This window comes from Prosthecobacter sp., from assembly GCF_044373815.1.
Lineage (GTDB): Bacteria > Verrucomicrobiota > Verrucomicrobiia > Verrucomicrobiales > Verrucomicrobiaceae > Prosthecobacter.
The window spans coordinates 1-8,825 of record NZ_JBIPNG010000276.1 but is presented as its reverse complement, the minus strand read 5'-3'; the positions used below and the strand labels follow the sequence as shown (position 1 = coordinate 8,825).

General features: G+C 53.9%; 9 protein-coding genes. All 9 read left to right on the top strand.

Annotated features, from left to right (window positions below; all coding sequences use genetic code 11):
- Window positions 1–441: 441 nt before the first annotated feature.
- On the top strand, window positions 442–1,281 hold the full coding sequence (locus ACIREA_RS20165) for an FkbM family methyltransferase (RefSeq protein WP_397384144.1): 840 nt from the start codon (window positions 442–444) through the stop codon (window positions 1,279–1,281).
- 56 nt (window positions 1,282–1,337) lie between these two features.
- Window positions 1,338–2,198, top strand: a complete 861-nt coding sequence (locus tag ACIREA_RS20160) for an FkbM family methyltransferase (protein ID WP_397384143.1) — start codon at window positions 1,338–1,340, stop codon at window positions 2,196–2,198.
- A 148-nt stretch (window positions 2,199–2,346) separates the two neighbouring features.
- A complete protein-coding gene (locus ACIREA_RS20155) occupies window positions 2,347–3,324 on the top strand; it encodes a hypothetical protein (RefSeq protein WP_397384142.1) in 978 nt (325 codons plus the stop codon).
- Window positions 3,254–4,318: a GDP-mannose 4,6-dehydratase gene (locus tag ACIREA_RS20150; RefSeq protein WP_397384141.1), complete on the top strand. Its 1,065-nt coding sequence runs from the start codon at window positions 3,254–3,256 to the stop codon at window positions 4,316–4,318. Before ACIREA_RS20155 ends, ACIREA_RS20150 begins: the two co-directional genes overlap by 71 nt.
- Before the next feature lie 50 nt (window positions 4,319–4,368).
- Window positions 4,369–5,589 (top strand): glycosyltransferase family 4 protein, encoded by a 1,221-nt coding sequence (locus tag ACIREA_RS20145; RefSeq protein WP_397384140.1) that lies wholly within the window; start codon window positions 4,369–4,371, stop codon window positions 5,587–5,589.
- A gap of 57 nt (window positions 5,590–5,646) precedes the next feature.
- Window positions 5,647–6,330, top strand: a complete 684-nt coding sequence (locus ACIREA_RS20140; protein WP_397384139.1) for an FkbM family methyltransferase — start codon at window positions 5,647–5,649, stop codon at window positions 6,328–6,330.
- Window positions 6,331–6,409: 79 nt separating this feature from the next.
- Complete coding sequence (locus ACIREA_RS20135) at window positions 6,410–7,528, top strand: glycosyltransferase family 4 protein (RefSeq protein WP_397384138.1); 1,119 nt, start codon at window positions 6,410–6,412, stop codon at window positions 7,526–7,528.
- 8 nt (window positions 7,529–7,536) lie between these two features.
- Complete coding sequence (locus ACIREA_RS20130; RefSeq protein WP_397384137.1) at window positions 7,537–8,331, top strand: FkbM family methyltransferase; 795 nt, start codon at window positions 7,537–7,539, stop codon at window positions 8,329–8,331.
- A gap of 18 nt (window positions 8,332–8,349) precedes the next feature.
- The coding region (locus ACIREA_RS20125; RefSeq protein ID WP_397384136.1) for a glycosyltransferase family 2 protein at window positions 8,350–8,825 on the top strand (476 nt) is incomplete at its 3' end.

Genomic DNA, 8,825 nt, shown 5'->3' with positions numbered 1-8,825 from the left:
TCAAAGAAACGTGTCTGTCGTATCATAATTGTGACCAGCCAGGGATGAATCTCCTCGTCCTATCTTCCGGGGTCCCCGTGCACAATCTCACCCTGCCGCCATGGAACATGCAGTCAAGCTGGGCGGGGGATTATCCCGGCGAGTTCAGGCAGTTTTGGAAAACTCCCAATGAGACTCCTTATCTCATCCATTGGGCTGGCTGCCGCATGGAGGAGCGGCGGCCAATCGACTGTCTGATGGAGGAATTTCTCACCCCTGATGAGAAGAAAAATTGGGCTCTGCAGGTGCAGCAGACCGCTGCTCGAAGAGAGGCCGCCAGTCGTTCTTTTCGCGGTAGATTTGGAAGGCTCAAACGCGCTTGCAGCCAGTTCTTGGAATCTCTGCAATCGGCTTGAATGAAGCCTCATCCTCTTTCTCTACTCACCCGATTCCCATTGTCTTATGAGTCCGTTCGTCCGCAGCATCATCAAAAAGCTCCTGCCCTCTCAGGCAGTGCATGCCATCAAGCAGTGGCGCTTGCGCCGCCTCATCCAGCACTTTCCCGCCCGGACGGTGGCTCATTGCTATGGAGGGCATGACTTTTCTGTCCGTCTCACAGATACTCTCGCAGAAAGCTGGTATGATCATGACTGGCCGGAACTTCGGGAAATCGTCTTCATGCGCCAAGGCCGACTCCAAGCCGGTGCGCGGGTCTTTGATCTGGGTGCGCATCAGGGTGTTGTGGCCATGATGCTTGCCCGTGAAGTAACTCCAGGCGGGCAGGTCGTCGCCGTGGAGGCTACACCGCACAATGCCAGCGTCGCCCGTCAGAATATGGTGCTCAATGGCCTAGCTGATCAAGTCACGATTATCCATGCGTTAGTGGCGAAGGAATCCGGTCAGTCGGTCCCCTTTACGGCAACACTCAATGGCCAGGTTTCCCAAACCGCAGTGGGCGAGTCCATGCTCACCGTTTCGGTTGATTCTCTCGCGGGCGAGTTCGGCAGGCCGGATGTGGTTGTCATCGACATTGAAGGATATGAGGGCGAAGCACTCGCCGGAGCTACTGCAGTGCTGCGCCACGGGGCTGAGTTCTTCGTCGAAGTCCACGTCGGAGCTGGACTGGAACAGCACACCACCAAGGAGGCAATTCTTCAGGTCTTTGTGGACAATGGTTACTCTTGCTTTGTAACACCCGAAGCCCATGGAGATTTTGTTGCTTGGTACTTTGGCATGCCCTTGCCAGAGGAACGCTTTTTTCTGATCGCACGCCCACCGGTGGCCAATCAGGACGTCCGCTGAGTCGGTAATCGTTCTGTCAAAAATTCATATCGTTAATCCCGATCATCCTTTGCTAAATGAAGCTCATTACAGGACTCCATCTTCTCATCGCCAACCCTCAGGGCTTCATTCATCGTCTGCGTGACATTATATTGACTGAACTCACGAAGCGCAGGTTGGCTAACTTGGTGGCGCGAGCTTCGTCTTTTCCTGCTTGGGTGCAATATGGCAGCGTGGAGTTTCCTTGCTATAACGACGGTGATGTCCAGGAAGTGATCTATCACACACACTTTGCCGAGTGGCACCAGTCTCTTTTGCAAGTGTTCGGACCGCATGTTCTTCCGGGCGCCACCGTCGTCGATGTGGGCGCCAATCTTGGGCTTACTACCTTGGTGTTCTCTGAACTCGCTGGGGCGCGGGGCTGTGTGCATAGTTTTGAGCCCGCCAGTTTTATGCATGCCAAACTCGCTGCACTTGTCGGGCGCAATCGTTTGGCCAACGTCAGGACACATCAGCAGGCCTGTGGCCGCCACCGTGAAACCTTGAGTCTCACGATTCCTGCCAGTTCAGGTAACGCCTCCTTGCGTCCCACTCGGGACATCGTGGAGGTAACCCGTCTGACAGAAGAAGTCGCAGTCCTGCCCTTGGATGAAGCATTGCCTGCTCTTTCTAGGCTCGACTTTCTGAAAATTGACACAGAGGGGTTTGAAATCGACGTGCTTATGGGTGCCGAAAACACCATTCGGAAACATCGTCCGGTCATTTACATTGAATTATCTGCGGAGTACCACGAGTCTTCGCATAGGGCGATCGATTGGCTGCAGGAACGAGGTTATGTTTTTTCGATTCCCCCCGACCTGAATGAGGCTCGAAACGGAGACAACTTTTTGGTATTCCCTTCGAACGAAGCCGCTGCAGCTTTCCATCATGCCAAGTGAGAAGCGTCCAGCCCTGCAAATTCTCCCGAAAGTTCCACCGGCTGTTTGTGGAGTTGGTGACTATGCGTGGGGGATTGCGCAACGCCTTGAGGCAGAACAAGGCATTCAAAGCAGCTTCCTTTGTGCTGGAACCACTTGGAATGAGCCTGTGGGGGAGGCGGAATTTCCTGTGCACAGGCTGCCGGATTTGAGCACAAGGAGTCTGGTCGATTTCGTCGTGTCACGACAGCGTGAGTTTTCCGCGGTGATCCTGCACCTTTCTTCTTACGGCTATCAAAAACGAGGTGTGCCGTTTTGGCTGGCGGCTGGCTGGCAGCAGCTTTCCAAGATTCAAGATCGTCCGCGGTTGCTGACCATGTTTCATGAGCTGGCAGCTTCCGGCCCCGTAACCACATCCGCGTTCTGGCTGCAGCCCCTGCAACAATGGGTCATGCGCCGGATCGCCCTCGCTTCAGACGGACTGCGCACGAACCGGGAGGGGTATGCCTCCTGGCTACGCTCGATTCCCGGAATGAACGGCCGGGAAGTGGTTGCCATGCCAGTGTTTTCCAATTTTGGCGAACCGAAGACGTTGCCAGCCTGGACCGAGCGCGAACCCGCCATGTTCATGTTTGGCTGGGGTATTTACACGGGGGAAAGCCTCGCTGCCACGATTACACGGGCAGCGGATCATTGCCGCCGCCTGGGTTTGTCCCGGCTGCATGTGCTGGGAGGGGGGCGGCTGCCTGATGTCGAGACACCGGGAGTCGAATTGCACGGCCATGGCTTCATGGCGGCGGCGGATATCTCGAGGCTGTTGCTTTCGTGCCGTGTAGGCTACTCGGCCTACAATCCGGAATGCTTCGGCAAGTCCACCTTGATGGCGGCCTTTGCCTCACACGGTTTGGGGGTCATCTGCCAAGGACAGCGCCCCCGGCTTGAGGATGGATTGCAGGACGGCGTCCACCTCTTGAATGAAACAACGCTTGAGAGGACCACGGACGTTTCAAAGCTTCCATGGGAGGCTTTGGCCGGCGCTTTGAAGGGCTGGTATGACAAGCATTCCCTGACTCTTAATGCAGCCAGCTACGCAAAGCAGCTTCGTTCACTTCACACTGCGTCCAGTTTTCCTAGACGTGGAGAATAGACTTGATGACATGAAACGAGCGCTCATCACCGGCATCACCGGACAAGACGGATTTTACCTCGCGGAGTTCCTGTTGAGTCTTGGTTACGAAGTACATGGTCTGGCACGTCAAACCGGGCTGGAGCACATCCGGAGCAACCTGCTGCAGGATGTGCCGCCCGAACTTTACGAACGCTGTCAGCTTCATGCGGTGAGCTTGGACAACTTTCCAGGCCTCTATCGCCTCATTTCAAAAACGCCGTTCGACGAATGTTACCATCTGGCAGCGTCAAGCTTCGTGGGGGAGCGATTGGCAGATGGCTATCAGACCATTCAGAACAACATCGCCAGCACGCACTATCTGCTGGCGGCGTTGAACGAATTTCAACCGCAATGCCGGTTCTACTTTGCCGGATCTAGCGAAATGTTTGGCCGTCCGTCTTGCGCTCCTCAAGACGAGCACACCCCATTGAATCCGCGCAGCGCCTACGGCATAAGCAAAGTGGCAGGTTACCATCTGGCGCGAAATTACCGGGAGCAATATGGCATGTTTTGCGGAGTCGGCATCCTCTACAACCACGAAAGCCCGCGTCGGAGGCCTGAATTTGTGACCCGCAAGATCAGCATGGCGGCCGCCCGCATTTCATTGGGTTTTACGGACAAATTGAGGCTGGGAAATCTGGAGGCACGGCGGGATTGGGGGTATGCACCGGACTATGTTCGCGCCATGCACGCCATCCTCAATCATGCGACCCCGGAGGATTTCGTGGTCTCCAGCGGGGTGCTGCACAGCGTCGAAGATCTCTGCCGGGTGGCCTTCTCTCGTGTAGGGTTGAACTGGCAGGATCATGTGGAGGTGAGTGAGGCTTTTTATCGCACGGAAGAGAGTGTGCCGCTTTTGGGGTGTGCCGACAAGATTCGGCAACAGACCGGGTGGGATTCAGCGACAAAATTTGAGGACATGGTTTTCCATCTGGTCGATGCCGATGTGGCACGGCTGAAATCGAAGGCTTGAGGCCGCCTTGATAGCACCCAGATAAACAGTTTAACATGTTGAGAAGTTCCATGAGCACGTCGCGCCCCACACCCACGATAGATGTGGCCTACAGCGGGGTGCATACCGCTTATGAATGTGCTTTGGCCGCGCAGGAAATGGGCGTGCTGCGGGAGTTCCACTGCTCCTTCTACGATGCCCCGGGCCTTTGGGGTGGGCGGGCAAGTCGGCTGCTTGGTCCGGAACGCCTGCGCAACCGACGTGTAGCCGGACTGGATGTCCATCGGGTGCGTGAATATCCCTGGCCTTGGTTGTGGGACGCTTTACAGCGTCGATTGGGCGCCCAGGATGAATCCATGGCCATGTTTGATTGGTTTGACCGGCACTGCGCTCGTCGGGTGCGTGAAGCACCGCCGACGATCTTGGTGACCACCGAGCGTTGCGCCCTGGCTTCGTTACAGGCTGCGCGCACCACAGGCACCCGGACTCTACACGACTGCCCCCAGTTGCACCCTGTGGAGCTTGAGACCCTCATGCAGCAAGCTTCGGATGCCTGTGATCTTCCCTGGAAAGGATTTCCAGATGGTGAAGCCATGATGGAGCGGAAGTTGCAGGAGTATGAACTGGCCAGCCGCCTCATGGTCTATTCAGAGTTCCATGGGCAGAGTTTTGTGCGCCAGGGGGTCGCTCCTGAGCGGCTCTTCCAGAACCCCCTATGGGTCGACACCGATTTCTGGCAACCGGTCGCCGCTCCAAAGCGCTCTTCGGTATCGGTGGGCACACTTCATCTGCTCTTTGTAGGCGAGCTTTCCCTTCGCAAAGGATTGCCCTTCCTGTTCAAGGCGATGGAACTGCTGGATGCTCCTGTGCGGCTGACCTTGGCCGGTCGGCCCACCGATCAGTTGACGATACCCTCCAGCATTGGCCGTGCCGAAATCGTCGCTACTGGCCCGCTCACCAAACACCGTCTACGTGAGCTCTATGCCCAGCATGACCTGCTGGTGCTGCCCTCTGTAGCCGACGCTTTTGGCTGGGTCGCTGTGGAGGCGATGGCCTGTGGTATTCCTGTGCTGCTGTCGGACAACTGTGGCGCTCCGGTCCCCGATCCTGCGTGGCGTGTGCCTGCGATGGACTCGGCGGCTATTGCGGCCCGTCTTCATCGATACTGCGATCATCCTGAATCTTTATTGGAAGATGCTGTACAAACTCGTGATTTTGCCGCCCAATTCGTCCCACAACGCTTTCGGCACCATGTAGTTACAGTTTATCGTGAATTGGTGGCCGAATTTTGAGCAAAACTTGTCTATGTCCGCTTTAAGCATTCAGAAGATTGCAAGCCACCACTGTCTATGAGTTTAGTATCCCTTCCTTTGAGGATTTTGCGCAAACTCTGGTGGATCCTGCGGGGGTACGAAAATCCAATGCTTCGAAAGTGCCGACGAATTTTGCATATTGGGGCCAATCATGGGCAGGAACGTGATTTATATGCGAGGCACCATCTGGAGGTACTGTGGATAGAGGCGCTGCCGAAGGTTCATTCGAAACTGGTTGAAACATTGCGTGATTATCCTGATCAGACATCAGCTCTTGCATTGCTCACAGACAGAGATGGAGATTCTATCGAATTCAATGTCACGAGCAACGAGGGCGAGTCCTCCTCGGTTTTTAAATTCAAGCGTCATGCAGAGGCGTGGCCCGATATACAGCATGTCCAGACTCTCAATCTTATCTCGCTGCGTTTAGACACACTGTTAACCAACTTGGGGTATTCCCCAGATCACTTTGATGGCGCAGTTCTCGATGTGCAGGGGGCCGAATTGCTTGTGCTGCAAGGAGGAGGTGTTTATTTGGACCATATTCACTGGCTGCAGTGTGAAGCAGTCGACTTCGAGGCCTATGAAGGGGCATGCCAGCTTGAAGAACTGGTCCACTTTCTGTCACAACGAGGTTTTCGGTTGATCAAGAAACTGGCGTTCGGCTCAGTGAGCAATGTCGGGACGACCTATGAGTTGTTTTTCAAGCGTAAAAAATGACCTTTTGAGATCAGGCTGGGAAATCCCGAAGAAAAAATTTTCTTATGGGGAAGGGGAGAGAACGAACTCAAAAAAGTGAATGGTTGCCACCGATGATACTCTGATGCCGCGCAGGTCCACCGATGGAACAAAAGAGGCGGGGCCTGCTCTCAAGCTTGTATTCTTCTCTCCATTTTTTTTTCCACGAATTGGTGGCCTTGAAACTGTCGTGCAAGTGCTGGCCACTGAGTGGACGCGTATGGGACATGCTGTCACCGTCATCACAGATACTCCCAATCCGGCACCCGATTCTTTCTCGTTCAAGGTTCTTCGCCGCCCCGGCATCATCGCGACTGTTGCCGCATACCGAAACGCTGACGTCGTTATTCTTGCCAATATCAGTCTTTGGGGCCTGCTTCCGTTGTTGTTCTGCGGTTTTCGCTGTCCGCCTTGGATTGCCACTCATCAGATTTGGTACGAAAATCCGGGCTCTCCGGTCAAACCGCTCGATCGTCTGAAGAAAGCACTCGCTCACTGCGCATCTGCCAATATTTCATGCAGTCACTCTGTGGATACGTTCCTTGGTCTCAATGGTCATGTGATTCCCAATCCCTACGATCATCAATTGTTTCGACGTTTGCCTGAGGTGCGGCGTGACCGCGATTTGGTTTTTCTGGGACGCTTGGTTTCGGACAAGGGCTGTGACCTGCTTTTGGATGCACTGGCTCTTTTGCGTGACCAGGGGCAGATGCTCTCTCTGACGATTATTGGTTCAGGTCCCGAACTGCACGCCTTGAATGAGCAAGTTCGACGCCTTCGTTTGGAGGCGCAGGTCAGTTTCACCGGTCCCAGATCTGGAGAAGAGTTGGTGCGTCTTCTTAACCAACATCGGATCATGGTTGTTCCGTCCCGCTGGAACGAGCCTTTTGGTATCGTGGCCTTGGAAGGCATCGCCTGCGGTTGTATTATTGTGGGCTCGGACGGCGGTGGTCTCGCCGAAGCCATAGGTCCTTGCGGTGTTACCTTTCCAAATGGTGATGTAATCGCCCTTCAGGGTGCATTGACTGCGTTGGTGAACGTGTCTGGGGAAAGCTTGCCCAGCGACTCCATAGCCAAGCATCTCGCACATCATCACTCGGTAACAATCGCTTCTTTGTACAATCAGGTGATCGTTTCGGTGGTGCCCCTCCCGGGGCAGAATTGCGCCCGAATCAACTAATTTGCTCCATGCACAATCTCATTCAAAAAATCGCAAGAATCCCATTCATTGCCTCAATACGGCGTTCTCATAGAATCCGCTCTGATGCCCAACAAGAAGCTACTGTATGGACAGACCATGACCAGCAGATGCAAGAGTTTTATAGCCAGTTTCTTCAGCCGGGAGATCTTTGCTTTGATGTCGGTGCTAATATTGGAAACAGACTGAAGATCTTCCGCAGATTAGGTGCGCGTATTGTGGCTGTTGAGCCACAGCGTGAATGTGCCCAGGCGCTCCGTCTCTGGTATGGTTCCGATTCAAATGTCACGATTCTTGAAAACGCCCTCAGTGATTCCAAGGGAACGAGTGAACTGATGACCAGCAATTTTCACATGATTTCGAGCCTGTCCAAAGAATGGGTGGAAGCCACGCAAAAAAGCGGAAGGTTTGCCTCCCAGCGTTGGAAGTCAGCTGGATTGGTCGATCTGTTGACCATGGATGATTTGATTGCGCGATTTGGCCTGCCCCGTTTTGCGAAAATTGATGTTGAAGGTTTTGAATTGAAAGTCATCAAGGGACTGACACGGCCAGTCCCATTCATTTCGTTGGAGTTTACACCGGAAACAAAACAGTCCTCTATCGAGTGTCTCGATTGGCTGGCTAGGCTGGGCAATGCTCTCTTCAATTTCAGTTACGGCGAGTCAATGTCTCTGCATTTTACACAGTGGATCAACTTCGACGCTGCCAGAGCCTTTTTAGGAGGGCTGGAGGTAACTAGTGAAGTCTGGGGGGATATCTACGTTTCTTTTCCTGATGCTAGGTAGTCTGTACTTTCCTTGATTATGTCCTCTGTCTCATTTGTTACCGTTACTAATTCCTTCAATCGGCGAGACCTTATGGAAATGGCGCTGCCTTCTCTCATCGCTGCATTGAAGAGACTGCCGCTGGACAGCGCAATCATTGTCTTTGATGCCGGATCAACCGATGGCAGCCGTGACTACGTGAGGCAGCTGGCAGACAAGCATCCCAACCTTCCCATTCATCTTTTGGAGCCTGAGCCTGCAGATCGGAGCAGCTTTGCTGACGGATGCAATCAGGCGATCGCATGTGCTCAAGAATGGTTTCCCGATCTTGAATGGTGTCTTTTTTATGAGACCGACAACTTATTCGTAAATCCTGATGCGCTTTCACCGGCGGTTCAGTTTCTTGATAACGAAAAGCGACTTGGGGGAACCGGTTTTACCGTGGAGCGCATGGACGGCCAAAAGACTGGTTATGGCTGTCGGTTTCCAGGGGTTCTCAGTTTTGTTTTTGGTCA

Excerpts from the sequence above, each read along its gene's own strand:
- ACIREA_RS20140 (WP_397384139.1), top strand. The coding sequence starts at position 5,647 with ATGAGTTTAGTATCCCTTCCTTTGAGGATTTTGCGCAAACTCTGGTGG.
- ACIREA_RS20145 (WP_397384140.1), top strand. The coding sequence starts at position 4,369 with ATGAGCACGTCGCGCCCCACACCCACGATAGATGTGGCCTACAGCGGG.
- ACIREA_RS20130 (WP_397384137.1), top strand. The coding sequence starts at position 7,537 with ATGCACAATCTCATTCAAAAAATCGCAAGAATCCCATTCATTGCCTCA.
- ACIREA_RS20160 (WP_397384143.1), top strand. The coding sequence starts at position 1,338 with ATGAAGCTCATTACAGGACTCCATCTTCTCATCGCCAACCCTCAGGGC.
- ACIREA_RS20135 (WP_397384138.1), top strand. The coding sequence starts at position 6,410 with ATGGTTGCCACCGATGATACTCTGATGCCGCGCAGGTCCACCGATGGA.
- ACIREA_RS20165 (WP_397384144.1), top strand. The coding sequence starts at position 442 with ATGAGTCCGTTCGTCCGCAGCATCATCAAAAAGCTCCTGCCCTCTCAG.
- ACIREA_RS20150 (WP_397384141.1), top strand. The coding sequence starts at position 3,254 with ATGCAGCCAGCTACGCAAAGCAGCTTCGTTCACTTCACACTGCGTCCA.